30 protein-coding genes are annotated in these 24326 nt (G+C 70.1%); 15 read left to right on the forward strand and 15 right to left on the reverse strand.

Annotated features, from left to right (window positions below):
* Nucleotides 1-39 precede the first annotated feature (39 nt).
* Together ACFWQC_RS11680 and ACFWQC_RS11685 are read left to right on the forward strand one after the other, a co-directional pair.
* On the forward strand, nt 40-522 hold the full coding sequence (locus ACFWQC_RS11680; RefSeq protein WP_378677439.1) for a thioredoxin family protein: 483 nt from the start codon (nt 40-42) through the stop codon (nt 520-522).
* On the forward strand, nt 519-1235 hold the full coding sequence (locus tag ACFWQC_RS11685; RefSeq protein ID WP_378677442.1) for a cytochrome c biogenesis CcdA family protein: 717 nt from the start codon (nt 519-521) through the stop codon (nt 1233-1235). Before ACFWQC_RS11680 ends, ACFWQC_RS11685 begins: the two co-directional genes overlap by 4 nt.
* Here ACFWQC_RS11685 and ACFWQC_RS11690 read toward each other — a convergent pair.
* Genes ACFWQC_RS11690 through ACFWQC_RS11715 form a run of 6 tightly spaced genes read right to left on the reverse strand, consistent with a single transcriptional unit; the run spans nt 1219 to nt 5327 of the window.
* Nucleotides 1219-1986, reverse strand: a complete 768-nt coding sequence (locus ACFWQC_RS11690; RefSeq protein ID WP_378677445.1) for a 2-phosphosulfolactate phosphatase — start codon at nt 1984-1986, stop codon at nt 1219-1221. The two genes, ACFWQC_RS11685 and ACFWQC_RS11690, sit on opposite strands and share 17 nt — an antisense overlap.
* Before the next feature lie 19 nt (nt 1987-2005).
* The gene (gene rdgB, locus ACFWQC_RS11695) at nt 2006-2632 is read right to left on the reverse strand and encodes an RdgB/HAM1 family non-canonical purine NTP pyrophosphatase (RefSeq protein ID WP_378677448.1); all 627 of its coding nucleotides are present in this window, start codon (nt 2630-2632) and stop codon (nt 2006-2008) included.
* Nucleotides 2622-3329 carry a ribonuclease PH gene (gene rph, locus ACFWQC_RS11700; protein ID WP_378677451.1) on the reverse strand — a complete coding sequence of 236 codons (708 nt, stop codon included), beginning with the start codon at nt 3327-3329 and terminating at the stop codon, nt 2622-2624. Before rph ends, rdgB begins: the two co-directional genes overlap by 11 nt.
* Before the next feature lie 46 nt (nt 3330-3375).
* Nucleotides 3376-3552, reverse strand: a complete 177-nt coding sequence (locus tag ACFWQC_RS11705) for a hypothetical protein (RefSeq protein WP_378677454.1) — start codon at nt 3550-3552, stop codon at nt 3376-3378.
* 12 nt (nt 3553-3564) lie between these two features.
* Nucleotides 3565-4401 carry a hypothetical protein gene (locus tag ACFWQC_RS11710; protein ID WP_378677457.1) on the reverse strand — a complete coding sequence of 279 codons (837 nt, stop codon included), beginning with the start codon at nt 4399-4401 and terminating at the stop codon, nt 3565-3567.
* A complete protein-coding gene (locus ACFWQC_RS11715; RefSeq protein ID WP_378677460.1) occupies nt 4398-5327 on the reverse strand; it encodes an ABC transporter ATP-binding protein in 930 nt (309 codons plus the stop codon). Before ACFWQC_RS11715 ends, ACFWQC_RS11710 begins: the two co-directional genes overlap by 4 nt.
* A gap of 133 nt (nt 5328-5460) precedes the next feature.
* Here ACFWQC_RS11715 and ACFWQC_RS11720 point away from each other — a divergent pair, with 133 nt between their 5' ends.
* Together ACFWQC_RS11720 and ACFWQC_RS11725 are read left to right on the forward strand one after the other, a co-directional pair.
* On the forward strand, nt 5461-6621 hold the full coding sequence (locus ACFWQC_RS11720; protein ID WP_378677462.1) for a sensor histidine kinase: 1161 nt from the start codon (nt 5461-5463) through the stop codon (nt 6619-6621).
* Entirely contained in the window at nt 6618-7304 is a 687-nt protein-coding gene (locus tag ACFWQC_RS11725; protein WP_378677464.1) for a response regulator, read from the forward strand. The genes ACFWQC_RS11720 and ACFWQC_RS11725 overlap by 4 nt, the downstream gene beginning before the upstream one ends.
* Before the next feature lie 129 nt (nt 7305-7433).
* Here ACFWQC_RS11725 and ACFWQC_RS11730 read toward each other — a convergent pair whose 3' ends face one another.
* Complete coding sequence (locus ACFWQC_RS11730) at nt 7434-8204, reverse strand: MBL fold metallo-hydrolase (RefSeq protein ID WP_378677467.1); 771 nt, start codon at nt 8202-8204, stop codon at nt 7434-7436.
* On the reverse strand, nt 8201-9058 hold the full coding sequence (gene murI, locus ACFWQC_RS11735; RefSeq protein WP_378677469.1) for a glutamate racemase: 858 nt from the start codon (nt 9056-9058) through the stop codon (nt 8201-8203). Before murI ends, ACFWQC_RS11730 begins: the two co-directional genes overlap by 4 nt.
* A 118-nt stretch (nt 9059-9176) precedes the next feature.
* On the opposite strand from murI, the gene ACFWQC_RS11740 reads away from it, so the two are divergent.
* From ACFWQC_RS11740 to ACFWQC_RS11755, 4 genes are all read left to right on the forward strand, one after another.
* Entirely contained in the window at nt 9177-10175 is a 999-nt protein-coding gene (locus ACFWQC_RS11740; protein WP_378677472.1) for an alkaline phosphatase family protein, read from the forward strand.
* 42 nt (nt 10176-10217) lie between these two features.
* The gene (locus tag ACFWQC_RS11745) at nt 10218-11279 is read left to right on the forward strand and encodes an alkaline phosphatase family protein (RefSeq protein WP_378677475.1); all 1062 of its coding nucleotides are present in this window, start codon (nt 10218-10220) and stop codon (nt 11277-11279) included.
* 75 nt (nt 11280-11354) lie between these two features.
* Nucleotides 11355-12581, forward strand: a complete 1227-nt coding sequence (locus ACFWQC_RS11750) for an FAD-dependent oxidoreductase (protein WP_378677478.1) — start codon at nt 11355-11357, stop codon at nt 12579-12581.
* A gap of 30 nt (nt 12582-12611) precedes the next feature.
* Entirely contained in the window at nt 12612-12956 is a 345-nt protein-coding gene (locus ACFWQC_RS11755) for a hypothetical protein (protein ID WP_378677481.1), read from the forward strand.
* Nucleotides 12957-13251: 295 nt separating this feature from the next.
* On the opposite strand, the gene ACFWQC_RS11760 is transcribed toward ACFWQC_RS11755, so the two are convergent.
* Both ACFWQC_RS11760 and ACFWQC_RS11765 read right to left on the reverse strand, forming a co-directional pair.
* Nucleotides 13252-13542, reverse strand: a complete 291-nt coding sequence (locus tag ACFWQC_RS11760; RefSeq protein WP_378677484.1) for a GIY-YIG nuclease family protein — start codon at nt 13540-13542, stop codon at nt 13252-13254.
* Nucleotides 13543-13643: 101 nt separating this feature from the next.
* The gene (locus ACFWQC_RS11765; protein WP_378677487.1) at nt 13644-14591 is read right to left on the reverse strand and encodes a PLP-dependent cysteine synthase family protein; all 948 of its coding nucleotides are present in this window, start codon (nt 14589-14591) and stop codon (nt 13644-13646) included.
* Nucleotides 14592-14681: 90 nt separating this feature from the next.
* On the opposite strand from ACFWQC_RS11765, the gene ACFWQC_RS11770 reads away from it, so the two are divergent.
* From ACFWQC_RS11770 to ACFWQC_RS11785, 4 genes are read left to right on the forward strand one after another with little or no spacing between them, the layout of a single operon-like run.
* Nucleotides 14682-15626: an ABC transporter ATP-binding protein gene (locus ACFWQC_RS11770; protein ID WP_378677490.1), complete on the forward strand. Its 945-nt coding sequence runs from the start codon at nt 14682-14684 to the stop codon at nt 15624-15626.
* The gene (locus ACFWQC_RS11775; RefSeq protein WP_378677493.1) at nt 15623-16366 is read left to right on the forward strand and encodes an ABC transporter permease; all 744 of its coding nucleotides are present in this window, start codon (nt 15623-15625) and stop codon (nt 16364-16366) included. The genes ACFWQC_RS11770 and ACFWQC_RS11775 overlap by 4 nt, the downstream gene beginning before the upstream one ends.
* 12 nt (nt 16367-16378) lie before the next feature.
* Nucleotides 16379-17593, forward strand: a complete 1215-nt coding sequence (locus tag ACFWQC_RS11780) for a sensor histidine kinase (protein ID WP_378677496.1) — start codon at nt 16379-16381, stop codon at nt 17591-17593.
* Entirely contained in the window at nt 17590-18219 is a 630-nt protein-coding gene (locus ACFWQC_RS11785) for a response regulator (RefSeq protein WP_378677499.1), read from the forward strand. Before ACFWQC_RS11780 ends, ACFWQC_RS11785 begins: the two co-directional genes overlap by 4 nt.
* Nucleotides 18220-18224: 5 nt before the next feature.
* Here ACFWQC_RS11785 and ACFWQC_RS11790 read toward each other — a convergent pair whose 3' ends face one another.
* The 3 genes from ACFWQC_RS11790 to ACFWQC_RS11800 all read right to left on the reverse strand — a co-directional run bounded on the left by ACFWQC_RS11790 (nt 18225) and on the right by ACFWQC_RS11800 (nt 20876).
* Nucleotides 18225-18500: a MoaD family protein gene (locus ACFWQC_RS11790; protein ID WP_008358635.1), complete on the reverse strand. Its 276-nt coding sequence runs from the start codon at nt 18498-18500 to the stop codon at nt 18225-18227.
* 32 nt (nt 18501-18532) lie between these two features.
* Complete coding sequence (locus ACFWQC_RS11795) at nt 18533-18961, reverse strand: Mov34/MPN/PAD-1 family protein (protein WP_378677502.1); 429 nt, start codon at nt 18959-18961, stop codon at nt 18533-18535.
* A gap of 82 nt (nt 18962-19043) precedes the next feature.
* Nucleotides 19044-20876, reverse strand: a complete 1833-nt coding sequence (locus ACFWQC_RS11800) for an ABC transporter ATP-binding protein (RefSeq protein WP_378677505.1) — start codon at nt 20874-20876, stop codon at nt 19044-19046.
* A gap of 73 nt (nt 20877-20949) precedes the next feature.
* Here ACFWQC_RS11800 and ACFWQC_RS11805 point away from each other — a divergent pair, with 73 nt between their 5' ends.
* The gene (locus ACFWQC_RS11805) at nt 20950-21372 is read left to right on the forward strand and encodes a MarR family winged helix-turn-helix transcriptional regulator (protein ID WP_378677508.1); all 423 of its coding nucleotides are present in this window, start codon (nt 20950-20952) and stop codon (nt 21370-21372) included.
* A 10-nt stretch (nt 21373-21382) separates the two neighbouring features.
* On the opposite strand, the gene ACFWQC_RS11810 is transcribed toward ACFWQC_RS11805, so the two are convergent.
* Nucleotides 21383-21973 carry a DUF2017 domain-containing protein gene (locus ACFWQC_RS11810; protein WP_378677510.1) on the reverse strand — a complete coding sequence of 197 codons (591 nt, stop codon included), beginning with the start codon at nt 21971-21973 and terminating at the stop codon, nt 21383-21385.
* A complete protein-coding gene (gene clpS, locus ACFWQC_RS11815) occupies nt 21973-22266 on the reverse strand; it encodes an ATP-dependent Clp protease adapter ClpS (protein WP_378677513.1) in 294 nt (97 codons plus the stop codon). Before clpS ends, ACFWQC_RS11810 begins: the two co-directional genes overlap by 1 nt.
* Before the next feature lie 109 nt (nt 22267-22375).
* Between clpS and ACFWQC_RS11820 the strand changes: the two genes are divergently transcribed.
* The gene (locus ACFWQC_RS11820) at nt 22376-23668 is read left to right on the forward strand and encodes a nicotinate phosphoribosyltransferase (RefSeq protein ID WP_378677516.1); all 1293 of its coding nucleotides are present in this window, start codon (nt 22376-22378) and stop codon (nt 23666-23668) included.
* A 45-nt stretch (nt 23669-23713) separates the two neighbouring features.
* The gene (locus ACFWQC_RS11825; RefSeq protein ID WP_378677519.1) at nt 23714-24289 is read left to right on the forward strand and encodes an isochorismatase family protein; all 576 of its coding nucleotides are present in this window, start codon (nt 23714-23716) and stop codon (nt 24287-24289) included.
* Nucleotides 24290-24326: the final 37 nt, after the last annotated feature.

Raw genomic sequence — 24326 nt, forward strand, 5'->3', positions numbered from 1 at the left:
GGTGCACCACCAGTCCGCGGGAACGTACGCTCCGAACCCATGCCCGTGAGCACCCGAATCCTGGCCCTGTTGACCATCCTCTGCGCGGTGACCGTCGGCTGTGGCTCGGCGGAGACCGCCGATGACTCCGCATCGCCCACCACCAGTGCGAGCGTGCCACCCACGTCGCCTCCCCCCGCGGCGAACGACCCGTCCCCCTCGTGCGAGGCAACGGGCCGCTACACCGACTACTCCGAGGCGGCCGTCGCCGACGAGTGCTACACCGACACGATCCTCTTCTTCCACGCGCCCTGGTGCCCCGAGTGCCGCGGGTTCGAGGAGGCGATCAAGGGCGGCGATGTGCCTGAGGGGGCACAGATCCTGAAGGTCGACTACGACTCCGCGACCGACCTGCGCAAGCAGCACGGGGTGACGATCCAGTCGACCTTCGTACGCGTCGACCCCGCCGGCGAGACCGTCAAGCTCTGGTCGGGCTACGGCCAGGACAAGTCGGTCGGCGCCATCCTCGAGAACACCCAGTGACGCTGCTGCTCGCATCGTTCCTCGCCGGAGCGCTCTCGGTGCTCGCCCCGTGCGTGGTGGCGTTCGTGCCGGCCATATTCTCCCGTGGGACCGGCGAGCGCCGGCCGTGGGTGGCTGTGGCGGCGCTCGGCGTCTCCGTCATCGTGTTCAGCATCCTGCTGAAGTCGACGACGCTGCTGATCGATGTTCCGCCACGGTTCTGGAGCGTCGTCTCCGGTGTGATCGTGGCGCTCTTCGGTGTCGTGATGATCTGGCCACGGCTGTGGGACGCGGTGGCGTTCCGGCTCGGGCTCGGATCGCGCGCCCAGGAGCGTATGGCCCGGGCAAGCACCCGTCGCGGGATCGGCGGCGACATCCTCCTGGGCGCGAGCATGGGGCCGGTCTTCAGCGCCTGCAGCCCGACGTACGCCCTGATCGTGGCCGCCATCCTTCCGGTCGAGCCGCTGCGCGGGCTCGGCTACCTGCTCGCGTACGTCGCCGGCCTGACACTCCTGCTGGCCGCGGTGATGGCGGGCGGACGGGCGCTGATCGCCCGGCTCAGGTGGGCGATCGACCCCGAGGGTGCCTTCCACAAGGTGCTCGGCGTCGTCCTGGTGCTCATCGGCGTCGCGATCGCGACCGGGCTGGACAAGGCCCTGCTCACCCTGCTCGTGGAGCAGGGGCTCTTCGACTGGCAGATCGGTCTGGAGGGCCGGCTCAGCACGGATCAGTGAGCGCGCCTGTGGCCGGCGAGAACGACCGGCCTCGCAGGAGCGGCACCACCGACGAGCCGTCCATCTCGGAGGCCACGACCACGTCGTCGGCATAGCCCTTCGCGGTCAGCTCCCGGCCACCCGCGCAGGCATGGAGCGAGTCCGGGAGATCGGCCGCACGGAAAGCATCACGCGCCATCGCGGCCTCGGGCGAGACGTCGCCCGGGTCGAGAGCGTCCAGGACCGCCCCCGCACCCCACAGGTCCTCGACCGCGGGGCGGAGCGTGCCGTCCGGCCAGCGCTCCCCCGACGCGATGAAGGCGACGCTCGCGCCCTCGGCGCACCGCGGAGCGAGCCACTCGGCGACCGCGGTTCGGTTGCGGAGCGAGGCACCGACGACCGTGGCACCGCCGTCGGCGAGCAGGCTGCTGATCGTCGAGCCGTTGGGCGAGGGCAGCACGAGCCGCTCGACGCCCTCGGACTCCCGCAGCGACGCGGGCGAGAGCGAGGGCCGGCCAGTCACCGCATCCTGACGCTGGACCGCGAGAACGGCGTCGTGCTCATGTGCGTACGCCTCCGCTCGGTCGTCCCGCCACCCGAACGGGAACACCTCGATCCCGCGCTCGACGGCGACCGTCAGCGTCGTGGTGAACGAGAGCACGTCCACCACGACGGCGATGTCCACCGGCCCGATCGCCTCGGCGCCCACCGGCCCCCATTCGAGCCGGACCCGGTAGGCGTGCTGACGGTGCTGCGCCTCGAAGGTGGTCACGCGCCGAGATTCCCAGGCCCTAGCCGAGGACGGAGGCGATCTGCGGGGAGATCTCGCGCAGTGCGCGACCACGGTGGGAGATGGCGTCCTTCTCCTCGATCGACAGCTCCGCAGACGTACGTCCGTCCTCGGTGTCGACCGCGACGAACAGGACGTCGTAGCCGAAGCCGCCGTCACCGCGGACCTCGCGGATGATCCGGCCGTCCATGCGGCCCTCGACGACGATCTCGCCACCGTCCCAGACGAAGGCGATCGCGCAGGCGAAGTGGGCGCCGCGGCGCTCGTCGGGTACGTCGGAGAGCTGGGCCAGGAGAAGCTCGTTGTTACGCGAGTCCGACTTGGGAGGGCCGCCCCATCGAGCCGAGAGCACCCCCGGCATCCCGTTGAGCGCGTCGACGCAGAGCCCCGAGTCATCGGCGACGGTCGGCAGGCCGGTGGCCTTGAAACCGGCCCTGGCCTTGATCAACGCGTTGCCCTCGAAGTCAGGCGCGTCCTCGACCGGCTCGTCGTAGTGGGTGACGTCGTCGAGGCCGACGACCGAGACCCCGGGCACCAGCGGCGAGAGGATCCGGAACATCTCCTCCAGCTTCTTGGCGTTGCGCGAGGCGACGTGGATGCTGGGCTCGTTCTTGGGCTCAGCCGGCAAGTGCGGCCTCCTGCAGCTTGGTCAGGTCGGCGCAGCCCTTCTCGCCCAGCGCGAGCAGGGCGTCGAGCTCGGCGCGGTCGAAGGCGACGCCCTCGGCGGTGCCCTGCACCTCGACGAACTTGCCCTCGCCGGTCATCACGATGTTCATGTCGGTCTCGGCGCGCACGTCCTCCTCGTAGGGGAGGTCGAGGCGCGGCACACCGTCGATGATCCCGACCGAGATCGCCGCCACGGAGCCGGTGAGCGCCTTCTGCACGCCCAGCGAGGCGACCGCGTCGGCCAGCGCGACGTAGGCGCCGGTGATGGCGGCCGTGCGCGTCCCGCCGTCGGCCTGCAGCACATCGCAGTCGATGTTGATGGTGTTCTCGCCGAGAGCCTTGTAGTCGATGACGGCGCGCAGCGAGCGCCCGACCAGGCGGGAGATCTCGTGCGTACGTCCGCCGATCTTGCCCTTCACCGACTCCCGCGAGGAGCGCTCGTGGGTGGCAGCGGGGAGCATGGCGTACTCCGCCGTCACCCAGCCCAGCCCGGAGCCCTTGCGCCAGCGCGGCACGCCCTCGGAGGCCGAGGCGGCGCACAGGACACGGGTCTTGCCGAACTCGATGAGGACGGAACCGGCCGCGTGGTCGAGCCAGTTGCGGGTGATCTTGATGGGGCGCAGCTCGTCGTCGGCGCGCCCGTCAGCTCGTGTGGTCACGCGACCACCCTATGCAACGCTCTCCCGGCTCTGCTCACCCCAGGGCTCACCACTCGGTCGTACCCATGCCCGAGGCCACCTCGGGCCGGTGCGCCACCGCATCGGCGAGCTGCTGCTCGACCACCACGGTCCATCCTCGCCAACCCTCACCGGCCGGGTCGCCGAGGCCAACGGTGACGGGGGTGGGTGCCGAAGCACCCACCCCCGCGTGTCGTGTCGCCAACAGTCCGATGAACTACTTCAGCTCGGACTTGAGGACCCGCATCGTGCCGAGCACCAGCGGCAGCCCGACCCACAGGGCGATCGAGGTGGCCAGCCTGGCGAACCCGAGCGCTCCGTCCTCGACGGCGAGTCCGGCTGCCCTCATCTCGTTCTCCGCGATGTAGGGCATCATCGCCACCTGCATGGAGATCCACGGGAAGATGTTCTGGGCCCAGTCGAAGATGAAGTAGAGGGCGCTGAAGACCGACGCCTCCAGGATCAGCGTGTAGCCGTAGTAGATGACCAGCGCGGCCGGGGTGTTGAGCAGCAGCATCGCGAACCCGAAGCCCATGAGCAGGTAGAGGACCTGCGTCGCCAGGGTCCACGCGAGTGCCTCACCGGTGACGTTCCAGTTCGCGTCCGATCCGGCGATCGCCGCTCCCGCCACCGTCCCGAGCGCACCGATCCCGACCGCGATGGCCATGGTCACGATGCCCAGGACTAAGACCGCGACGAGCTTCGCAAAGATGACCTTGAGCCGGCTGGGCTCGAGGGTGAAGGTGACCATGTGGGTGCGCTGGCCCCACTCCTGGGTCACGATCATGATCGCCAGCACCGGGACCAGGAGCGAGACCGGGAACGAGAGGGCGCTCATCCAGGTCGATGCGGGCAGCGCTGCCATGTCGGACAGTGCCGTGACGAGCAGGATGATTCCCGCGACCAGGGCGATCAGCCCACCGGTGATCATCAGCATGACCCGCCCGGCACGCGTGTCGGTCATCTTGCGCCACTCGACCAGCACCAGGCGGCCGAACGGCACCTTGGTGGCCGTCGGGAGCGGGGTGGAGGGCGCTACGGATACGGCGCTCATGCGGAGACTCCTTCTGCCTGGATGGGTGCGACGCTCTCGCGCTGGGTTGCGGCGGTGAGCTGCAGGAAGATGTCCTCGAGCCCGGCGCCGCCGTCACGCAGGTCGGTGAGCACGACGTTGGACTCCAGAGCGGCCTTGCCCACCTCCGCCGGGGCGGCGGAGACGCGCATGCCGGTGCCGACCGGCTCGACGCTGTAGCCCTTGGCCTTCAGCGCGACGGTGAGCGCCTCGTTGTCCAGGGAGGTGACCAGCGACTGGCCGGCGGTGCCCTGGCCGGCGAGGATTGCGTCCTTGGTGCCCTCGGCCACGATGCGGCCGTTGCCGATGAGGATCAGCTCGTCGGCGATCTGCTCGACCTCGTGCAGCAGGTGGGAGGAGAGCAGGACGGTGCCGCCGCGGTCGGCGTACTCCTTCAGCAGGCCACGCATCCAGCGGATACCCGCCGGGTCCAGGCCGTTGGCCGGCTCGTCCAGGATCAGCACCTTGGGGTCACCGATCAGCGCGTGCGCGATGCCGAGACGCTGCTTCATGCCCAGCGAGTAGTTCTTGATCCGGCGCTTCGCCTCCGACGGCGTCAGCGAGACCAGCTCGAGCATCTCGTCGACGCGAGACTTGGGCAGGCCCATCGTCATCGCGGCGAGCGTGAGCACCTCGCGGCCGGTGCGGCCGTCGTGCTGGGCGCTGGCGTCGAGCAGCACGCCGACATGGCGGCCCGGGTTGGGGAGGTCGGCATACAGGCTGCCGTTGATCGTTGCCCGACCCCTGGTGGGGTTGGTCAGTCCGACCATGATGCGCATGGAGGTCGACTTGCCCGCGCCGTTCGGGCCGAGGAAGCCGGTGACTTTGCCGGCCTCGGCGGTGAACGACACGTCGTCGACCGCGGTGAAGGTCCCATAGACCCTCGTCAGTCCTTCGACTTTGATCATGACGTACATCCTGCCGTGCATTCGGCGCAGACTGCATCGGACATACGGATGACCCGCAACCCGACGAAAGTATGGGGCCGGGCACGACCGCGGGATCCTGTGTCCCCGACCTCGGTTGACTAGCGTGTACGCCGTGCAGCAACCGTCGCCCGAGGCCTATCAGCCACGCCTGAGCGTGTGGGGGCACGTCTGGCGGTATCTGCTTGCGCTGGGGATCAGCGCCCTCGGGTTGATATCCAGCACCGACGGATGGCCGGAATGGCGCTTCCTGCTCGATCTCAGCCTCGGCGTCGTCTCCATGGTCCTGGTCTTCTGGCGCCGCCGTTGGCCGGTGGCGATCGCCACGTTCACCATCGTCGCCGGGGCGTTCTCGATCCTCTCCGCCGGAGCGTCAAGCCTCGCCCTCGTCTCGCTGGCGACCCGGCGCCGCTGGCGCGAGATCATCCCGATCTCCCTGCTCAACGTCGCCGCAGGCATGTTCTGGTACGCGGTGATGGAGACCACCTCCGCCCAAGAGATCCCTGGCATCCCGTTGTGGGGGTTCAACCTCGGCGCGAACGTGGTGATCATCGCCGCGATGGTCGCATGGGGCATGTACATCGGCTCGCGCCGTGAGCTCATCGCGACCCTCCGGCTCCGCGCCGAGACCGCCGAGGCCGAGCAGTCGCTGCGCGTCTCCCAGGCCCGCGAGACCGAGCGGCGACGGATCGCCCGCGAGATGCACGACGTGCTCGCCCACCGCATCTCCCACATCTCCATGCAGGCCGGCGCGCTCGCCTACCGCGAGGACCTCTCCGCCGACCAGGTCCGGGCCGAGGTCGGCACCATCCGCGACGGCGCCCACCGGGCGCTCGACGACCTCAGGACCGTTCTCGGCGTGCTCCGCGGCAACGGCGAGGATCCCGAGACCGCGCCCCAGCCGACGTACGCCGAGCTCGGCCGCCTCATCGAGGAGGCCCGGGCGGGCGGCATGAACATCACCTTCGACGACGACGTCGAGGGCTCGCCGCCGGAGGCGGTCGGGCGGTCGATCTACCGGGTCGTGCAGGAGGGCATCACCAACGCCCGCAAACATGCGCCCGGGGCGGCCCTGAAGGTGTCCCTGCAGGGCTCCGAGGAGCACGGGATCGAGGTGCTGCTGCGCAACCGGCTCGGCTTCGACTCCAACACCCCAGGCGCCGGGCTGGGCCTGGTCGGGCTCACCGAGCGCGTCGACCTCGCGGGCGGACGGCTCGCGCACCGTACGGAAAAGGATGTCTTCATTCTCGAAGCATGGCTACCGTGGGGCCAGTGAGCAGCCCAGGGACCAGCCCAGAGCGTCCGGTGAAGATCAAGGTCGGGATCGTCGACGACGACCCGCTCGTGCGTTCGGCTCTCGGGCTGATGCTCGGCGGTCAGGCCGACATCGAAGTCGTCGGCGAGGCGACCGACGGCCAGGAGGCGCTCGCTCTGGTGCGTACCTTCGCCCCTGACGTGGTGCTGATGGACATCCGGATGCCCCGGATCAACGGGCTCGAGGCGACCCGCCGGGTGCTCACCGAGTCACGGTCACCGAGGGTCATCGTGCTGACCACCTTCGGTGCCGACGAGTACGTCGTCGACGCCCTCGCCGCCGGCGCCGACGGGTTTCTCCTCAAGGACACGCCCCCGCCCGAGATCGTCGCGGCGATCCGCGCGGTCGCCTCGGGCGAGCCGATCCTCTCCCCCAAGGCGACCCGCACCTTGATCACCCGGCTCCGCGCCGAGCCGACCGGCGAGCGCGCAGCTGCCGCCAGCCGCCGGCTCGAGGCGCTCACCGAGCGCGAGCACGAGGTCGCCCTCGCGGTCGGGCGCGGGCTGAGCAACGCCGAGATCGCCAAGGAGCTCTACCTCTCGATCCCGACCGTCAAGGCGCACGTCTCGCGCCTCTTCGACAAGCTCGGCGCCACCAACCGCGTCCAGATCGCGATCACGGTCCACGACGCCGGTCTGGTCTAGAGCCCCGCTGGTCGAGCCCGGCGAGCGCCAGCGAGCCGGTGTCGAGACCAACACGATCCCGTCGGCGCTCGAAAGAACCGTGTTGGTCTCGACACGCTCCGCTTCGCTCGCGGCTCGACCAGCGGGATATCAGACGTCGTAGACAGCGCCCGTGGCCGCCAGCTCGGTCGGCCCGTCGTAGGCCGAGCGCGCCTCGCGGAGGGCGTCGGCGGAGTCATGCCAGGGCGGGACGTGAGTGACGACCAGCTTCTTCACATGAGCCTTGGTGGCGTACTCCCCCGCGTGGACGCCGGTGATGTGCACGCCGGGCGGGTTGTCGACGCCGTCGCGGAAGGCGGCCTCGCAGACGAACAGGTCGGCGTCGGTGGCGATGTCGAGCAGCGCCTCGGTCTCGGCGGTGTCACCGCTGTAGGCGATGACCTTGCCGTGCGCCTCGATCCGGAGTCCGTACGCGTCGACCGGATGCTCCACGGCCGTCGGGATGATCCGATAAGGACCGAGATGGATCGGCCCGGTGTAGGTCGAGAACGCGAACTCCTCGCGCATCCCGGGGCGCTTGGGCAGATCGTAGGCCTTCGCCAGGCGCCGGCCGGTGCCCTTGGGGCCGTAGACGGGGATCGGCGGCTGGGGGCCGGTCGGGTGCCACTTGCGGAGCACGTAGTAGGAGGTCATGTCGACGCAGTGGTCGGCGTGCAGATGCGAGAGCAGGACGGCGTCGATCAGCAGCGGGTCGATGTAGCGCTGCAGGACCCCGAGCGCACCGTTGCCCATGTCGAGCACGATCCGCCACGTACGTCCGGCCTCGTCGTCGGCCTCGACGAGATAGCAGGAGGCGGGGCTCTCGGGCCCCGGATAGGAGCCCGAGCATCCGATGACGGTCAGCCGCATCCCGGAGGTCATCCCATCCTCCCGGCGAACTGCTGGGCGGCGGCGAGCTCCGGGCCGAGGAACCGAGCACCGATCGCCTTGAACTCTGCGGGGTTGCCGGTGGTGAGGAACGTGTAGGTCGGCTCGCCGCCCTCGCGCATCAGGTCGTGTTCGGCGAGGACGCGGTAGACGTCCTTCGCCGACTCCTCGGCGCTGCTGACCAGCGTCACGTTGTCGCCCATCACATAGGAGATCACACCAGTCAGGAGCGGATAGTGGGTGCACCCGAGGATCAGCGTGTCGACTCCGGCGCTGGTCAGCGGGTCCAGATACTCGTGGGCGGCGGCCAGGAGCTCGTCGCCGCCGGTGATGCCGGCCTCGACGAACGGGACGAACTGGGGGCACGCCTGGGTGTGCAGCGAGACGTGGGGTGCCGCGGCGAAGGCGTCGTCGTACGCCATCGACTCGGCGGTCGCATGGGTGCAGATGACTCCGATCCGGCCGGTGCGGGACGCCGCGACGGCGCGGCGGGTCGCCGGCAGGATGACCTCGACGACGGGCAGCGGCCTGTAGCGCTCCCGGGCATCGCGCAGCATCGCGGCCGAGGCCGAGTTGCATGCGATGACCAGCGCCTTCACGCCCTGCGCGACGAGATGGTCGAGGCACTCCAGGGCGTACTCGCGCACCTCGGCGATCGGCTTGGGCCCGTAGGGCGCGCGGGCGGTGTCGCCGACGTACAGGATCGACTCGTGGGCGAGCTGGTCGATCACCGACCGCGCCACGGTGAGACCACCGAAGCCCGAGTCGAAGATCCCGATCGGGGCGTCGCGGTCGGGCTGGGCTGAACCCAGGGGCGAGGGCGAACCCAGGGACGAGACGGACTGCACGATCGTCAAGGCTAGGCCCAAACAGCGCAACTTCGCAGTGCTGGGGGTCACTCGACACATACCCGAGATCCATCTCACGTTCATGAGCGGGCCGGATCAGTGTTGTTAACGTCCGGTTATGACGATTTCTCGGCGCTCGCTGGTGCTGATGGTCCTGATCACCCTGCTGGGCCTCACCTTCGCGGTCGTCGAGCTGCCGGGGCGGCCGGCGCAGGCGGTGACCACGACGCGAGTGCTGGCGATCTCCGTCGACGGTCTCAGCGTGACCGCGGTCGAGAAGCTCGGCCCGGACAACCTGCCCAACATCTACCGGCTGATGCGTGGCGGCGCCTCGACCCGCCAGGCGCGCAGCGAGTACGAGCAGAACGTCACCCTGCCCAACCACACCTCGATGGTCACCGGCCGCCGGATCACCCGGTCCGCGCACGGCCACGGGGTCACCTGGAACGACGACCGCCGCTGGATGACGGTGCAGGAGGCCGCCGGTCACCCGGTCTCATCGGTCTTCAGCCAGGTCGAGCGCACCGGCCGGAGCAGTGCCCTGTTCGCGTCGAAGTCGAAGTTCGGCCTCTTCGACCGCTCCTGGCCCTCGATCGACCGGTTCGTGGTCGACAGCGACACCGACCTGGTCAGCCGCGCGGCCGCCGACCTGACGACCGACAAGCGTGCCTTCACCTTCGTCCACCTGGGCTCCCCCGACCACTACGGTCACCGCGACGGCGGGATGAGCGCGGCCTACCGTGCCTCGGTGATCCGCACCGATGCCCGCATCGGCAAGCTGTTGAAGGCGATCGACTCCTCGATGACGCTGAAGCGGTCGACGTACGTCATCCTCACCGCCGACCACGGCTTCAAGGCCGCCGCCCGGGACCACGGTGCCCACCTCTACTCCAACTACCGGATCCCGTTCGTCGTGTGGGGTCCCCGAGTCGCCCGTGGCGCCTCGCTCTACCGGCTCAACCCCGACTACCTCGCGCCAGGGACGACCAGGCCGACGTACGCCGGCAGGCAGCCGATCCGCAACGGCGACCTCGGCAACCTGGCTCTGGACCTGCTCGGCCTGGGCCCGATCCCCGGCAGCACGCTGAACTCAACTCAGTCACTAGACATTCGCTGAGCGTTCGCCCGGGGTGCCATCGGGTTCACTTAGGGTGTGCCGGTGCGTCGCCTCTTCCCTCTCGTCTCCCTCGGCATCTTCGTCGTCGTGGTGCTCGTCGTGGCGTTCACCGCCCTGCCCGACCGGGACGGCGGCGGTGGCGACGGTGGCGGCGGTGGCGGCGGTGGCGGCGGTGGCGGCGGCGAGCGCAAGGAGCGTGAGGCCACCCAGGTCGACCGCAAGGTGCTCGCGATCTCGATCGACGGGCTCAACCCGGATGCGCTGGCGAAGCTGGGACCGGCGAAGACGCCCAACATCCACCGGCTGATCGACGAGGGCGCCTCGACGCTCAACGCCCGCACCGCCTACGAGAAGAACATCACCCTGCCCAACCACACCAGCATGGTCACCAGCGACCCGATCAACGCCGACGCCGGCGGCCACGGGGTCACCTGGAACGTAGGCGACCCGTCGAAGTCGATCTCGAAGAACGAGAACTCGATGTTCACCGTCGCCCATGAGGCCGGACTCAGCACGGGGGTCTTCGTGACGAAGCAGAAGTTCGAGCTGTGGCAGCGGGCCTGGGAGGACGACATCGACCTCTACGTGCCGATCGACGACCACGACGAGCTGGTCCCGGAGGCCGTCGAGGACCTCGCCGACGAGCGGCGCGATCTCACCTTCGTACATCTGTCCCTTCCCGACGCCGCCGGGCACGCCTCGGGCGGGATGTCGCCGGAGTATCTGGGGGCCGTCGAGGAGTCCGACGCCCAGGTCGGTGAGTTCCTCGACGTCATCGACGCCGACCGCGGGCTGGCGAAGGAGCTCGACGTCATCCTCACCGCCGACCACGGCTTCAAGCCGGGCATCACCAACCACTCCGAGAAGGTCTACGAGAACTACCGGATCCCGTTCATCGTGTGGGGGCCGGACGCCGGCGCCGGCACGGACCTCTACGAGCTCAACGCCGACGACTACCGCGACCCCGGTAAGGATCGGCCCGACTACGAAGGCCCCCAGCCCGTACGCAACGCCGACCTCGGCAACCTCGCCCTCGATCTCCTCGGCCTCGGCCCCATCGGGACCAGCGACATCGGTAAGCAGCAGACGCTCGACGTCAAATGATGTTTGCCGTAACCGTCCACGAGCACACACGCCCCTGAGGTACGTTTCGAACGTAACCTCCCCAAGGAGCGTGCGATGTCAGTCACCCGGATGGCTCGGGCAGCTTTACGCAGGGACCGTCGTGCCCGGCGGGTCACGATCATCGGCGCCGGCATCGGCGGTCTGACCCTCGCCGTCGAGCTGCGCCGCCGCGGCATCGAGGTCGAGGTGTATGAGGCCGCGACCGATCCGCGACCCACCGGCGACGCCGTGCTGCTCCCGGCCAACGCGACCAGGCTTCTGGAGCGCATCGGGCTCGAGCCCGATCTCGGGAAGGCGGCGGCGACCGCCGACGGCTGGGTCTGGCGCGACGGCCACACCGGTGCCGCGATCGGCCGAGTCCTCTCCGCCGCGGAGTATGCCGACCGCGCCGGGGCACCCTGCTACGGCATCGATCACGCCGACCTGCACGCGCTCCTGAGCGAGGCGTTCGGCACCGAGGGGCTCCACCTCGGCCACCGCCTGGTCGATCTCACCGACCCCGGCGACGGCCCCGTGACCCTGGAGCTCGCCGGCGGCGAGTCGGTCGAGGCCGACCTGGTCATCGGCGCCGACGGCGCAGGGTCGATGCTGCGCGAGCACGTCGTCGGCTACGACGACGCCCAGTTCTCCGGCTGCATCGCCTGGCGCGGGATCGTCCCGCGCTCGCAGCTCACCCTGCTCCCCGACCCTGGCCGGGTGCAGGTGTGGACGGGCGCCGACGGCCACCTGATGCATCACCCGGTCGGCAACGGCGACCACGCGTTCCTGCTGGTCAAACGACAGCTCGGCCCCTGGGCACCGGACTCGTGGTCCTGGCCGGCCGACCCCGACGAGCACGTCCATGCGTATGCCGGCTGGCATCCGGCCGTGGTCCAGATGATCTCTGCGGCACCGTGCTCGGAGCACTGGGGCCTCTTCCACCGGCCGCCCCTGGCCACCTGGTCGCGCGGCCGGGTCACGCTGCTCGGTGACGCCGCCCACCTGATGGTTCCCCACCACGGCCAGGGTGCCGCCCAGGCGATCGAGGACGCGGTCGTCCTCGCCGACTGCCTCGCCGCCGACCACGACTGGGACCGCGCCTGCACGACCTACGAGGTACGCCGCCGCGACCGCACCCGCCGCATCCAGATCGCCTCGCTGGCCGCCGCCGACGTCCTCCACCTCCCTGACGGTCCCCGCGCACAGGCCCGCAACAAGCGACTCGGGTCAGGCGATGCGTACGACCGTCATCTCGCCTGGATCCACGACCACGACGTGACCGAGCCCGGCCACCGCCCGTAACTCCCGGGCCCGCTGCCGCGTTGTCCAGGAGTGAGAGCCTTCCTCGGACGCAAGGGGTTCCTGGCGCTCGGCATCTGGGCGATGTACGCATCGGCCATCGCCGTAGCGCTGGTGCAGCTCGGCGCCGAGCCCGAGGCCGGCAGCGTCTGGTCGGGGCGCCCGATGGCCCCCGGCAGCCCCGCCGCCCTCATCGAGAAGCACGACTGCTGGAGCGCCGAGGCCCCGCGCGACATGACCGGCAGGCTCCCCGGCCACGCCATCGTCGCCACCGGCCCCGCCCCGCGCTACGTCGACGCCCACCTCACCGGCAAGGCCCTCGACCAGGTCTTCTCCGGCGAGGACCACGGCCTCGTCGTCTACGCCTTCTGCCGCTGACGCCCGCCACCGGTGGTCGAGCCGGATTCGTGAGGTACGAGCGAATCCGTGTCGAGACCAACACGGTCACCAGGCGCGCTCGAACGCGCCGTGTTGGTCTCGACACGCTCGCTGGCGCTCGCGGCTCGACCGACGGTTGGCCCCGCTGGTCGAGCCGCCCGAGCCGCTAGGCCGAGACGTACGGATGGCCCGCTCGTCGAGCCGCCGGAGCCGCTAGGCGGAGGTGGACGGTTGGCCCCGCTGGTCGAGCCGCCGGAGCCGCTAGGCGGAGGCGTGTCGAGACCAACACGGTCGTCTACGGCGACCGCTTGCCACGACGGCGAGCCAGGTCGTGCAGCCGATCGAGCTCCCCGGCTATCAGAGCCTCGCGCTTGGCCCGGCTCCACCCTTGGACCTGTTTCTCACGTTGGTAGGCACCTACGATCGTCTGATGCTCTTCGGCGTACGCCAGGGTCACCGGGAGGCGTCGGACGGTGAACTCGGCACCGAGGCCGGCGTTGTGCTCGGCGATGCGTCTCTCCAGGTCGTGGGTGCTTCCGACGTAGAGCATGTGATCGCGGCAGCGGAGTATGTACATGTAGGGCATGACCCGATTCTGGGCGCGACCACCGACAGTTTCGCGGCAGATGAAGGTGTTGGTCTCGACACGCCTCCGCCTAGCGGCTCCGGCGGCTCGACCAGCGGAGGTCAGGCCCAGAGCTGGCCCTCGAGACCTTCCTCGGCCTCGTCGATGGTGCCTTCGTACGCCCCGGTGGAGAGGTACTTCCAGCCACCGTCGGCGACGACGAAGGCGATGTCGGCCTTCTCGCCGGCTTTGAGGGACTTGGCGGCCTGGGCGAGGGCGGCGTGGAGGATGGCGCCGGTGGAGATGCCGGCGAAGATGCCTTCCAGCTCCAACAGCTCGCGGACGCGGCGGACCGCGTCGCGCGGACCCACCGAGAAGCGGGCGTCGATCAGGGAGGCGTCGTAGAGCTCGGGGACGAAGCCCTCGTCGAGGTTGCGCAGGCCGTAGACGAGCTCGCCGTAGCGGGGCTCGGCGGCGACGATGCGTACCTCCGGCTTGGCGGAGCGGAAGTAGCGGCCGACGCCCATCAGGGTCCCGGTCGTGCCGAGCCCGGCGACGAAGTGGGTGATCGCGGGGAGGTCGGCGAGGATCTCGGGGCCGGTGCCCTCCTCGTGGGCGCGCGCGTTGGCGGCGTTGCCGTACTGGTAGAGCATCACCCAGTCGGGGTGCTCGGCGGCGAGGCGCTTGGCGTTCCGGACGGCCTCGTTGGAGCCGCCGGCGGCGGGCGAGGAGACGATCTCGGCGCCCCACATCCGCAGCAGCTGGCGCCGCTCCTCGGAGGTGTTCTCGGGCATCACGCACACGATCCGGTAGCCCTTGAGCTTGGCCGCCATCGCCAGCGAGATCCCGGTGTTGCCGGAGGTCGGCTCCAGGATCGTGCAGCCCGGGCGGAGCCTGCCCTCCTTCTCGGCCTCCTCGACCATGCGAAGAGCCGGGCGGTCCTTGATCGAGCCGGTGGGGTTCCGGTCCTCGAGCTTGGCCCACAGACGTACGTCGGGCGAGGGCGAGAGGCGGGGCAGGCCCACCAGCGGAGTGCCACCGACCGACGCCAGCAGGTTGTCGTAGCGCATGGGGTCCATGGTCGCATCAACCGATCGGCTGATGCCCACTCGCGCCGATCGCCCGATCCGTGAGACCGCGTCACCGACCAGGCTGAAGGTATGCATCAGGAGCGAGAACCAGCGGTCGTCGTGGACGGCCTGCGCAAGACTTACGGCGACAAGGTGGCGGTCGACGAGATCAGCCTCAGCGTCCACGAGGGCGAGATCTTCGGCATCCTCGGGCCCAACGGGGCAGGCAAGAGCACGACCGTCGAGTCGATCGCCGGGCTACGGGTCGGTGACCGGGGCCGGATCCGGGTCCATGGCATCGACCCCTGGGCCGACCGGGCGGCGGTGACGGAGGTTCTCGGCGTACAGCTGCAGGAGGCGAAGCTGCAGCCGAAGATCACGGTCCAGGAGGCTCTGGAGCTCTGGAGCGCCTTCTACCCCGACCCGGAGCCGTGGGCGCCGCTGGCCGAGCGACTCGGCCTCGGCGGGCACCTGCGACAGCGGTTCGAGAACCTCTCCGGCGGCCAGCAGCAGCGGCTCTCGATCGCGCTGGCGCTGATCGGCCGGCCGCGGGTCGTCGTGCTCGACGAGCTCACCACCGGCCTGGACCCGCGAGCGCGTCGCGAGGTGTGGGACCTGATCCGGGACGTACGCGACCGGGGTGTGACCGTCCTGCTCGTCACCCACTCGATGGAGGAGGCGCAGACCCTCTGCGACCGGATCGCCATCGTCGACGCCGGCCGGATCCGGGCGCTGGACACCCCGGCGGGGCTCATCGACGCAGCCTCCGCCGCCACGATCACCACCTTCGAGACCTCGGTCGCGATCGACCTGGCCTCCCTGCGCGACCTCGACGGCGTCACCGCCGCGCGCAGCGAGAACGCCATCGTCACCGTCGAGGGCGCCGAAGGTGTGGCGCTCGCGGTCGTCGAGGTGCTGCGTACCCAGGGCGTGGCCCCGCAGCGGCTCCGGGTCGCCGCGGGCAGCCTCGACGCCGCCTACCTCGACCTCACCGACACCTCGCCCGACACCGACGCCATGGAGGCGATCCGATGACCAGCCCGACCGTTGCCGTGATTCGTACGGAGTCCCGGCTCTTCACCCGGGATCGGCTCGCCCTCTTCTGGATCGTCCTGTTCCCGAGCCTGATCCTCATGGTGCTCGGGGCCATCCCGGCCTTCCGCGAACCCACCCCCGACTACGGTGGCCGCGCGCTGATCGACGTCTATGTGCCTGTCGCCGTGCTGCTCTCGATGATCATGGCCTCGATCATGACGATGCCGCAGACACTGACCGGCTACCGCGAGACCGGAGTCCTGCGGCGGCTCGGCACGACCCCCGCCCGCCCCGCCTCGATCCTGCTGGGCCAGGTGCTGGTGCACGCCGCCGCGGTCGCCGCCTCCACGGTCATCGCGGTGGCCCTCGGCAGGGTGGTCTTCGGGACCCCGCTACCGGAGTCCCTGGTCGGGTACGTGGCCGCGTATGTCCTGGCGCTGGCCGTCTCGCTCGGGATCGGCGCCGCGATCACCGCGGTCTCGCCCAACGCGAAGACCGGGCAGGTCGTGGGGATGGTGGTCTTCTTCCCCTCGATGTTCACCGCGGGGGTCTACGTCCCGATCGAGTACTTCAGCGGCACGGCGCGCGACATCATCTCGTTCACGCCGTACGGGGCGGCCTCGAACGCGCTCAACGACGCCGCCGGCGGCGCCTTCCCCGCGCTCGTGGACCTGGCGGTGATGGGCGGCTGGACGGTCGTGCTCTACCTGATTGCCGTGCGCGCCTTCCGCTGGGAATGAGAGGGTCTGACCATGACCTCGGCCGTCGAGCTCGAGCAGCAGTGGGACCGCAACCTGAAGGTGCTGCCCTTCGTGCTGCTCGCGCTCGCCACCGTCGTCTGCGTCGCGACCTTCCCTGCGATGGGGCCGGTCACCGTCACGACGCGGATCGTCTTCGGCGTCCTCGTGGCCGCGACCGCGGTGTGGACCTGGCGGTGGACCTATGTCTACGACCGTCCACATCCGGTCGGCTACATCGGACGTACGCTCCTGGTCGCCGCCCTCACCGTGCTGCATCCGCTGTTCTGCATCTTCGCCTGGATCGGGTTCCTGGACGCCTTCGACTCGTTCCGGGGCCGGTGGCGGTGGGTGGCGATGGCGGCCACCGCGTTGATCATGGCCACCGGGCAGGTCGGCGGCCCACCGCCGTATGACGAGTGGTGGCAGGGCGCGCTGTGGCCGGTGCTGTTCGTCGTCAACTTCGGGCTGGCCTCGTTGATGGGTCGCTACAGCATTCACCTCGACACCGTCAGCCAGGAGCGGGCCGACACGATCGTCCGGCTGGAGAACGCCCTCGCCGAGAACGCCCGCCTCCAGGAGCAGCTCCTAGCGCAGTCCCGCGAAAGCGGCGTACGCGACGAGCGCGAGCGCCTCGCCCGCGAGATCCACGACACCATCGCCCAGTCCCTGGCCGGCGTCGTGGCCCAGCTCCAGGCCGCCGAGGGCTCCGCGGACGCCCAGGACGTACGCCGCCGGGTGGCCCGGGCCACCGAGATGGCCCGCACCGCGCTGGTCGAGGCCCGGCGGTCCGTGCAGGACCTCACCCCGGCCGAGCTGGCGGACGCCGGCCTCGCTGACGCACTGTCGAGACTGGTGGATGGCTGGCGCGAAGACCACGGCGTCGAGGCCTCCTTCGTCGTGGTCGGCGAGGCCACCGCACTGCACACCGAGGTCGAGGCGACGCTGCTGCGGATCGCCCAGGAGGCCCTCGCCAACGTCGCCAAGCACGCCTCCGCCCGACGGGTCGGCGTCACCCTCACCTTCGACGAGTCCGAGGTCATCCTCGACGTACGCGACGACGGTTCCGGCTTCGATCCAGCCGCTCCCCGCCGCTCGTCCTCGTTCGGGCTGGGCGTGATGCGCGACCGCGCCCAGCGCCTGACCGGCACCTTCACCCTGGAGTCCGCCCCCGGCTCCGGCACCGCCGTCTCCGCCAGCATCCCAGCTCTCTCCCGAGGACCCGCATGAGCGCACCGATCAGGATCGTCGTCGCCGACGACCACCCCGTCGTACGCGACGGGGTGGTCGGCGTGCTCCGAGCGCAGGGTTTCGAGGTGGTCGGCCAGGCCGGAGACGGCGAGCAGGCCATGGCACTCGTCGCGGAGCTCGACCCGGACGTGCTCGTCCTCGATCTCCGGATGCCGGGCACCGGCGGTGTCGAGGTGATCGAGCGGCTCCGGACGGGGGAGGCACGGGCCGGCGTACTGGTCCTGACCACGTTCGACACCGACTCCGACGTGGTCGCCGCGATCGAGGCGGGCGCGACCGGCTACCTGCTCAAGGATGCGCCGACGCCGGACCTGGTCGAGGCCGTCCGCGCGACGGCGGCCGGCGAGACGGTCCTCTCCCCCGCGGTCGCGACCCGGCTCGCCTCCCGGCTGCGCTCACCCGGTCCGACGGCCCAGCTGAGCCCCCGCGAGCGCGAGGTGCTCACCCTCGTCGCGCGCGGAACGACCAACCGCGCCATCGCAGCGTCGCTCTTCGTCAGCGAGGCGACGGTGAAGACCCACCTGGGCCACATCTTCGACAAGCTCGGCGTCACAGACAGAGCAGCCGCGGTCGCACGAGCGTACGACCGCGGCATTCTGGGCTGAAGGTTTCAGCAGCCGCCGGCTACGGCGGGGAGGACTACCACCTGGTCGCCGTCCTTGAGCTCGGCGTCGAGACCGCCGATGAAACGTACGTCCTCGTCGTTGATGTAGACGTTGACGAAGCGGCGCAGGTCGCCGTTGTCGATGAGGCGCTCCTTGATGCCGGAGTGGTTCGCCTCGAGGTCGTCGATGAGCGCGCTCAGGGTCTTGCCCTCGGCGCTGACTGCCTTCTCACCGGCGGTGTAGGTGCGGAGGATGGTCGGGATCTTGACCTCGATGGCCATGGCTTCGTTCTCCTAGATGTAGGTGGTGCGCATCACGACAACGTCGCGACGATGCTGATTTCTTCCTCGGTGACGTTGCCGTCGACGATGCGGTAGGACCGGAACTCGACCGGACCCGCGTCATTTCCGTGCTCTCGAGTGCTGACCAGCACGTAGTGCGCGTTCGGCTCCATCGCGAGGCCGATGTCGGTGCGCGAGGGGTAGGCCTCGGTCGCCGTGTGGGAGTGGTAGACCACCACCGGCTCCTCGTCGTTCGCGTCCATCTCCTTGTAGAGCTGGAGCAGATCGGTCGAGTCGAACTCGTAGAAGGTCGGCGAGCCCGCGGCGTTGATCATCTCGATGAACCGCTCGGGCCGATCCGAGCCCTCAGGGCCCGCGACGATCCCGCACGCCTCGTCGGGATGGTCGCGCTTCGCGTGGGCGACGATCGCGTCGTACGTCGCCTGGTCGATGGTCAGCACGGGATCAGCCTAGGCGGACCCGGACCGGATCCTGAACGTGACCGACCCTCGGACTCCGGCCGGCCACCACCCAGCGACCGTGCTAGGCGGCCGCGGTGAGGCCCCCACGTACGAGGTCGGCGTAGGCACCGGCCCGCAGCAGCAGCTCCTCGTGGGTGCCGACCTCGATGACCCGGCCGTGGTCGAGCACGGCGATCTGGTCAGCGTCTCGGACGGTGGAGAGGCGGTGGGCGATGGTGATCGTCGTACGCCCCTGCGCCAGACGGTCGAGGGCCGCCTGGACCTCGCGCTCGGTGGTGTTGTCGAGCGCGGAGGTGGCCTCGTCGAGCACGAGCACGCGCGGGTCGCGCAGCAGCGTGCGAGCGATCGCCAGGCGCTGCTGCTCGCCGCCGGAGAAGCGGTGTCCGCGGGAGCCGACGAGCGTGTCGTAGCCGTCGGGGAGCCCGACGATCACGTCGTGGATCCGGGCCGCCCGAGCAGCAGCCTCGATCTCGGCGTCGCTCGCGTCGGGGCGGGCGTGGCGCAGGTTGTCGCGCACGCTCGCGTGGAGCAGGTACGTCTCCTGGGTGACCATGCCGACGTTGGCGGCCAGGTCGGCCAGGGTCAGGTCACGCACGTCGACCCCGTCGAGCAGGACCCGGCCGGAGGTCGGGTCCTGCAGTCGCGCGATCATCCCCGCCAGCGTCGACTTGCCCGATCCGGTGGCCCCGACCAGCGCCAGCGAGCCGCCCGCGGGCACCCGCAGCGAGATGTGCTCGAGGACGGGGCGCACGCCGTCGTAGGAGAACCCGACGTCGTCGAGGACGACCTCACCGCGAGCCTCGGCCAGCGGCACCGGAGCGACCGGGTCGTCGATCTCGACCGGCAGGTCGAGGTATTCGAAGATCCGCGAGAAGAGGGCCAGGGAGGAGGTCACGTCGACCCCGACGTTGAGCAGCCCCATCAGCGGCCGGAAGAGCGAGCCCTGCAGCGATACGAAGGCGACCAGAGTCCCGATGGTCAACGCACCGGAGGTCGCCGGGAACCCCGCGGCGAGGTAGAGCGCGGCCGGCACCGCGGCGAAGACCACCTGCATGGTCGCCATCCGCCACCTCCCGGCGAGCTGGCTGCGTACCTCCAGACCGACGAGGTCGTGGGAGGTCTGCTCGAAACGGGAGGCCAGGGCCGGCGCGGCTCCGAGGGTCTTGGTCAGCAGGATGCCGCTTACCGAGAGCCCCTCCTCGACCTGCACGTGCAGGTCGGCCATCTTCGCCTGACGCTGCGTCGTCACCGCGTAGCGCATCTGTGCCACCTTGCGGGTGGTCCACACCGCCGGCGGCAGCACCACCAGCGAGATCAGCGCGAGCCGCCAGTTGAGCGCCATCATCGCGACCACGGTGCCGGCCACCACCGTGACGTTGGCCGCGATCGAGGTCGCGGTCGAGGTGACCACCGACTGCATCGAGCCGATGTCGTTGACCAGCCGCGACTGCACCTCGCCACCACGCGTACGGGTGAAGAAGTCGAGCGACTGGCGCTGCAGGTGCCCGAAGAGATCGGTACGCAGCCGGTGCATGACCCGCTGGCCGATCTCGGTCGAGATCAGCGTCTGGGCTACTCCGAGAGCGGCGGAGGCGATGGCGACGAGCACCATCGCGGCGACGCAAAGCAGGAGCAGAGTGGTGTCACCCTCGGGCAGGGCGGTGTCGATGATGTGCTTGACCAGGAACGGCTGCGCCAGCCCGATCACCGAGCTGACCACGATCAGCGCCACGACGAGAAGCAGGCGCCCACGGTAAGGCGCGAAGAGCCGTGCGATCCGCCGCAGCGAGACCGGCTGGGCCTCGAGCTGGGCACGATCGGCGCGCTTGGAGCCGGGGTCTCGGCCGGAGCGGCGGGACTCGCCGGAAGACTTGTCAGGGTGCGGGTCACTCATCCGAACACCTCGATCCTGTTTACTGAGGTTGGCTCACAATGAGGCTAACGCACGATGGGTTAGGGTTATTCCTGTGGACGAGACCGCCGACCTGCTGATGGCGGCGGCGCGCGCCCTTCGCCGCCGCTTCGGCGAGGCGACCGCCCGTTGGGGGATCACCCCCTCGCAGGGCCGAGCCCTGCGGATCGTGCTCGCCGCCGACGAGCCGATACGGCTCTCGGCCCTCGCTGAGCGACTCCGCATCGTCCCGAGGTCGGCCACCGAGGTCGTCGACGGCCTGGAGGGCCACGGCCTGGTCGCGCGCCGGCCCGATCCGGCCGACCGCCGGGCGGTCTGCGTGGTCGCGACCGAGGAGGGCGTACGCCTGGGACGGCTGATCGAGGATGCCCGCCAGCAGGCCGCCGACGAGCTCCTGCAACCCCTGCCCGAGGAGGACCGGGCGACGCTCACCCGCATCCTGCTCACCTTGCTGGAGGGTCGTACGGCCGGACGCTAGGGCGCGTCGGTCAGGACGCCGCCCACAGCGCCTCGACCATGGTCTCCTGCAGGATCCCGACCCACTGGTAGATCCCGTAGACCTGACCCGCGGGGTCGTCCTCGGGCAGCGAGTCCCAGAAGTCCTCGTCACCCTCCTCGACGCCGAGCCGGGTCGCGAGCGCCAGCCGGATGTCGGTGAAGGAGCGCATCCACGCCTCGGCGTCGGGGATCGGGAGCTCGACGTCGATGACCAGCCCGTCCTCGTCGAGCTCGGGCGGGAGCCCAGCCTCCTCGAGCGAGTCGATGATCGTGGACGCCGCCCGCGCCTTGCCGTCGCGCAGCCCACCCTCGGTGAACCGCCGAAACTCCCCGGCGGCCTCTTCGTCGTTCCCGTAGGCGGTGGGGAAGAGCCGCTTCAGGACCGGGTCCTCGGGCTCGGTGGTCGGCCCCGAGAAGTCGAGCAGCGCCTCGAGCGGGTCGTCGCTCTCGGCCGGTGCGGCGACCTCGTTGCGCAACAGCTCGACGAGCTGCGAGGCCAGCGAACGAAGCAGATCGGCCTCGAACCCGGAGAAGGTCGCGATGATCTGCTTGCCGCGGCGGTGGTAGCTGAACCCGCCCATCAATCCTGCTTCTCCAGCGTCGCCCACAGGCCGTACTCATGCATCGCCTGCACGTCACGCTCCATCTCCTCGCGCGACCCGGACGAGACGGCCGACTTGCCGTCGCTGTGCACCTCCATCATCAGCTTCTCCGACTTCTTCTTGGAGTAGCCGAAGTACTTCTGGAAGACGAAGGTGACGTACGACATCAGGTTGACCGGGTCGTTCCAGACGATGGTGACCCACGGGGTCGCGGGCGCGACGAGGTCGTCGACCTCAGGCTCGTCGAGCTCCACGGGGCTTGGCGCGCTCATGACATCCATCGTGCCACGTATGCCCGGGAGGACTCGATACCGCACTCCAAGTTGGTCTGTTGTGCGCGGGCGCACTCACACACTGCGCCGATGGTGCCACGATGTGCCCGTGGACTCGACAGCGGACTCGACCGCGCTCCTGACAGATCACTACGAGCTGACCATGCTCCAGGCCGCCCTGAAGGCGGGCACCGCGGAGCGTCGCGCCGTCTTCGAGCTGTTCCCCCGGCGCCTGGCCGGCGGGCGGCGCTACGGCGTGGTGGCCGGGGTCGGGCGGGCGCTCGACGCCCTCGAGGCGTTCCGTTTCGGCTCGGAGCAGCTGGCCATCCTGGAGGGCGTCGTCGACGGCCCGACCCTGGAGTGGCTGGCCGGCTACCGCTTCACCGGCGACATCTGGGCGTACGCCGAGGGCGAGACCTTCTTCCCGCACTCGCCCCTGCTCGTGGTCGAGGCCAGCTTCGCCGAGGCGGTCGTCCTGGAGACGGTGCTCCTCTCGATCTACAACCACGACTCGGCCATCGCCACCGCGGCCTCCCGGATGACGATGGCGGCCGGCGAGCGCCCGTGCATCGAGATGGGCTCGCGCCGCACCCACGAGGCGGCCGCGATCGCCGCCGCCCGCGCGGCCTACGTGGCAGGCTTCACCGCCACTTCCAACCTCGCCGCCCGCGCCCGCTTCGGCGTGCCCACGACCGGCACCTCCGCGCACGCCTTCACCCTCCTGCACGACACCGAGGAGCAGGCCTTCCAGGCCCAGGTCGCCTCCCTCGGCAAGGGCACCACGCTGCTGGTGGACACCTACGACATCGCCGAGGCCGTGGCGAAGGCGGTCGAGATCGCCGGTCCCGAGCTCGGCGCGGTGCGGATCGACTCCGGTGACCTGGGGCTCCTCGCCCACGACGTACGCCGCCAGCTCGACGGCCTCGGCGCCACCGACACGAAGATCATCGTCACCAGCGACCTGGACGAGTACGCCATCGCCGGCCTCGCGGCCGCCCCGGTCGACGGCTACGGCGTCGGCACCCAGCTGGTCACCGGCTCCGGCCACCCGACCGCCGGCTTCGTCTACAAGCTGGTCGCCCGCGAGGGCTCGTCGGGCGAGCTGGAGCCGGTCGCCAAGAAGAGCGCGTCCAAGGCGTCGATCGGCGGCCGGAAGTACGCCCTGCGCCGCCGCAACCGCAAGGATGTCGCCGATGCCGAGGTGATCGGCATCGGCATCCCTCCGGACGGTGACGCCAACGACCGGCCGCTGCTCACCCAGCTGGTCAAGAACGGCGAGGTCGTGGGCCGCGAGCCCCTCGACACCGCGCGTGAGCGCCACCGGGCCTCGGTCGCCGAGCTCCCCGTGATCGCCCACTCGCTCCTGAAGGGCGATCCGGCGATCCCGACGCTCTTCCAGTGATGTCTCGCGGGGCCGGTCTCTCCGGGCCGGTCTAGGCTGGCGGGCATGACGCGTGCACTGATCGTGGTCGACGTACAGAACGACTTCTGCGAGGGCGGGTCCCTGCCGGTCGACGGCGGGGCCCGGGTGGCCTACGACATCGGTCAGCTGCTGCGGGAGCGGGCAGCGAGCAAGGACCCGGAGCAGGCGTACGGGCTGGTCGTGGCGACCAAGGATCACCACATCGACCCGGGCGACCACTTCGGCAACCCGCCGGACTACGTCGACTCCTGGCCGGCGCACTGCGTGGTCGGCACCGACGGCGAGGCCTTCCACCACAACCTCGACCCGGTCACCTTCGACGAGATCTTCCGCAAGGGTGAGTACGCAGCGGCCTACTCCGGCTTCGAGGGCGCGGCCACCGGTGGCGCCACCCTGATCGACTGGCTCCGGGCCCACGGCGTCGAGGAGGTCGACGTGTGCGGGCTGGCGACCGACTACTGCGTACGTGCCACCGCGCTCGACGCCCGAGCCGCCGGTTTCCACACCACGCTGCTCTCCGATCTGACCGCCGGCGTGGCGGCGGCGAGCACCTCGGCTGCCATCGAGGAGATGCGCTCGGCCGGGATAACGGTCTCGTGACAGAATTGGGAATTTTGGGCAGATAGAAATCGCCCAA

It is taken from the genome of Nocardioides sp. NPDC058538, assembly GCF_042719275.1.
GTDB lineage: Bacteria > Actinomycetota > Actinomycetes > Propionibacteriales > Nocardioidaceae > Nocardioides.

Excerpts from the sequence above, each read along its gene's own strand:
- ACFWQC_RS11810 (WP_378677510.1), bottom strand. The coding sequence starts at position 21,973 with ATGGGCGGGTTCAGCTACCACCGCCGCGGCAAGCAGATCATCGCGACC.
- ACFWQC_RS11775 (WP_378677493.1), top strand. The coding sequence starts at position 15,623 with ATGACCAGCCCGACCGTTGCCGTGATTCGTACGGAGTCCCGGCTCTTC.
- ACFWQC_RS11780 (WP_378677496.1), top strand. The coding sequence starts at position 16,379 with ATGACCTCGGCCGTCGAGCTCGAGCAGCAGTGGGACCGCAACCTGAAG.
- ACFWQC_RS11740 (WP_378677472.1), top strand. The coding sequence starts at position 9,177 with ATGACGATTTCTCGGCGCTCGCTGGTGCTGATGGTCCTGATCACCCTG.
- ACFWQC_RS11750 (WP_378677478.1), top strand. The coding sequence starts at position 11,355 with ATGTCAGTCACCCGGATGGCTCGGGCAGCTTTACGCAGGGACCGTCGT.
- ACFWQC_RS11800 (WP_378677505.1), bottom strand. The coding sequence starts at position 20,876 with ATGAGTGACCCGCACCCTGACAAGTCTTCCGGCGAGTCCCGCCGCTCC.
- ACFWQC_RS11765 (WP_378677487.1), bottom strand. The coding sequence starts at position 14,591 with ATGCGCTACGACAACCTGCTGGCGTCGGTCGGTGGCACTCCGCTGGTG.
- ACFWQC_RS11825 (WP_378677519.1), top strand. The coding sequence starts at position 23,714 with ATGACGCGTGCACTGATCGTGGTCGACGTACAGAACGACTTCTGCGAG.
- ACFWQC_RS11715 (WP_378677460.1), bottom strand. The coding sequence starts at position 5,327 with ATGATCAAAGTCGAAGGACTGACGAGGGTCTATGGGACCTTCACCGCG.
- ACFWQC_RS11760 (WP_378677484.1), bottom strand. The coding sequence starts at position 13,542 with ATGCCCTACATGTACATACTCCGCTGCCGCGATCACATGCTCTACGTC.
- ACFWQC_RS11730 (WP_378677467.1), bottom strand. The coding sequence starts at position 8,204 with ATGACCTCCGGGATGCGGCTGACCGTCATCGGATGCTCGGGCTCCTAT.
- ACFWQC_RS11785 (WP_378677499.1), top strand. The coding sequence starts at position 17,590 with ATGAGCGCACCGATCAGGATCGTCGTCGCCGACGACCACCCCGTCGTA.
- ACFWQC_RS11790 (WP_008358635.1), bottom strand. The coding sequence starts at position 18,500 with ATGGCCATCGAGGTCAAGATCCCGACCATCCTCCGCACCTACACCGCC.
- ACFWQC_RS11770 (WP_378677490.1), top strand. The coding sequence starts at position 14,682 with ATGCATCAGGAGCGAGAACCAGCGGTCGTCGTGGACGGCCTGCGCAAG.
- clpS (WP_378677513.1), bottom strand. The coding sequence starts at position 22,266 with ATGAGCGCGCCAAGCCCCGTGGAGCTCGACGAGCCTGAGGTCGACGAC.
- ACFWQC_RS11710 (WP_378677457.1), bottom strand. The coding sequence starts at position 4,401 with ATGAGCGCCGTATCCGTAGCGCCCTCCACCCCGCTCCCGACGGCCACC.
- ACFWQC_RS11680 (WP_378677439.1), top strand. The coding sequence starts at position 40 with ATGCCCGTGAGCACCCGAATCCTGGCCCTGTTGACCATCCTCTGCGCG.